General features: G+C 79.5%; 1 protein-coding gene. It reads left to right on the forward strand.

What is annotated here, in order from left to right:
- Positions 1 to 93: 93 nt before the first annotated feature.
- The coding region (locus tag PYV61_RS25195) for a 1-acyl-sn-glycerol-3-phosphate acyltransferase (RefSeq protein ID WP_275836636.1) at positions 94 to 1,508 on the forward strand (1,415 nt) is incomplete at its 3' end.

Consider the following 1,508-nt stretch of genomic DNA (forward strand, 5'->3'; position numbering starts at 1 on the left):
CCCGCCGACCTGCCGCCGCCGGCGCCCGCCGACGTGCTGCCGGCGTGGCGGCGCGTGACCGACGCGCTGCGCGACGCGCTGCGCCCGCGCTGAATGCCGGTCCACCACCAGGTCGCGCGCTTCGCGGCGTTCGTCGCGCGCACGTACTACCGGCTGCAGGTCGAGGGCGCGCCGCCGCCGGCCGAGGGGCCGCTGCTCGTCGTCGCGAACCACCCGAACTCGCTGCTCGACCCGGCGATGGTGACGCTCGCCGTCGGGCGCCCGGCGCGCTTCCTCGCCAAGGCGCCGCTGTTCACCGACCGCAACGTCGGCTGGCTGGTGCGCGCCAGCGGCGCGATCCCCGTGCACCGCCAGCAGGATGCGTCGCCCAACGGCTCGGGGCAGGCCAGATCGGCCGCGAACGACGACACCTTCCGCGCCGCCGAGGCCGCGCTGGTCGCGGGGGACGCGATCGCCCTCTTCCCCGAGGGGATCAGCCACGCCCAGCCCGGGCTGGCGCCGCTCAAGACGGGCGCCGCGCGACTCGCGCTGCAGACCGCGGCGGCGCTCGGCGGCGCGTTCCCGATCGTCCCCGTCGGCATCACGCTCGACGACCGCGCGATCTTCCGTTCGGCGGGGCTGCTCGCGATCGGCGCGCCGGTGGCGTGGGACGACCTGGCCGCCGAGGCCGTGCGCGACGCGCGCGCCGGCGCCGCGCCGGGGGAGCCGGCGCGCGTGCGCGCGCTCACCGCCCGCATCGGCGCGGCGCTGCACTCGGTGACGGCGAGCTTCGGGACGTGGGAGGACGCGCGGCTGGTGGCGCTCGCCGACGAGGTGCACGCCGCCGCGGCGGGGGCGACGGCGTCGGGCGCCGCGCGGTTGGGGCGGCGGCGGCTCGGCGCCGAGCTGCTGGCGCGGCTGCGCGACGACGCGGCCGCGCCGCCCCCGGTGCTGGAGGCGCTGCGCCACGAGGCGGCGGCCCTGGGCGAGGAGCTCCGTCGCCACCGCCGGCTGCTCGGCGCGCTGCGGCTCACCCCCGCCGACCTCGCCGAGCCGACCGACCTGGGGACCGCGGCCGGGTGGGCGGTGCGGCGGCTGCACCTCCCCGTGCTCGGCGCGCTCGCCGCCGTCGGGGCGGCGCTCGGCTATGTGCCGTACCAGCTCACGGGGCGCGTCGCGATGCTGTTCCCCGGCAGCGAGGCGTCGGACGTGCGCGCGACGGCCAAGGCGCTCGTCGGCGCGCTGCTCTTCCTCGCGTGGACGCTGCTGCTCGCCGGGCTCGCGTGGGCGGCCGTCGGCGGGTGGGCCGCGCTGGCGACGCTGCTGCTCGTGCCGCCGCTGCTCCTGCTGTCGCTGACGACCACCGAGGGGTGGGCGGAGGCGTGGCGCGAGGCGCGCCGCTTCCTCACGCTGCGGGCGCGCCCCGGCCGCGTCGCCGAGCTGCGCGCACGGCAGGCCGCGCTCGCGGCGCGCGCCGAGGCGCTGTTCGCGGGGCTCGAGCAAGTCGGAGGCCAAGCGGTCTTAGGAAG

Source organism: Roseisolibacter sp. H3M3-2, assembly GCF_029211165.1.
Classification (GTDB): Bacteria; Gemmatimonadota; Gemmatimonadetes; order Gemmatimonadales; family Gemmatimonadaceae; genus Roseisolibacter.